Genomic DNA, 843 nt, shown 5'->3' on the forward strand with positions numbered 1-843 from the left:
TTTTCTTTTCCACCGTACCTTGGATAGTCTCCAACACGTCTGGCTTGGTCGGTTTAAACCGATCCAACCTCGGCATGTCCTTGGACCAAAAGCGATAGGCAAAACCACCAATGGTATGTCTTAACTGCTTGAATTGTATTTCAATCTTGAATCGCCAACCATACAATTCAATCACTTGTTTCGCGCTTAACCCTAAATGTGTGGAAACTAAAATTCTCTTTTTTCCATCCATATCCACCCAAACAAAAAGCAGCTTTTGATATAACGTGGTACCCCATAATAATTTACGAGTCATACATTTAACAGTCCTGGTTTCGTTATAGACATTCACTTCCACATCTTCAAAGTCTTCGGTAGCACTTTTGAAAAGCTCCCATAACTTGATTGTTTTCCCTTTTTTTCGAGGGCGGCCTTTTCCGGAATAGGGAGGTGGATCGGTATAGGCCACTGCACTTTTCTTTGCTGCCGTTACCATATGCAACATCCATTCCTGTTTATCGTTAATATATGCTTTGCAGGCCTTAAGTGCAGGAACAGATAGATGTAATCGATCGAGTACTGTGATCGATTTTCCCATTTCCTCTGTAGATTGACCAGCCATATGAACGATCTGCTCCACATGAGACATGGAGGCTGTCTTTTCTTGATTCCATTCACGAATCTTGTCGACACCGTTCTGAACGGATACACCTAAAGGGAGGCAGAACATTTTCCCGAACTTTTCTACTAACACACCATTCACACCGAACAAATGACCAAAAATATATTCCGATTTGGAAATATTTTCTGATTCCTGCTTATGTCGCTTATTCCCAGGCATTTTCCTTGCTTCCTTGGGTTGTT

General features: G+C 41.5%; 1 protein-coding gene. It reads right to left on the bottom strand.

Going from position 1 to position 843, the window contains the following annotated elements; translation table 11 throughout:
* On the bottom strand, positions 1-820 hold an 820-nt coding region (locus tag AC6HVZ_RS19605; RefSeq protein ID WP_497559798.1), incomplete at its 3' end, for a hypothetical protein.
* Positions 821-843 lie beyond the last annotated feature (23 nt).

The sequence above is a fragment of the Oceanobacillus sp. NCCP-135 genome (genome assembly GCF_059698015.1).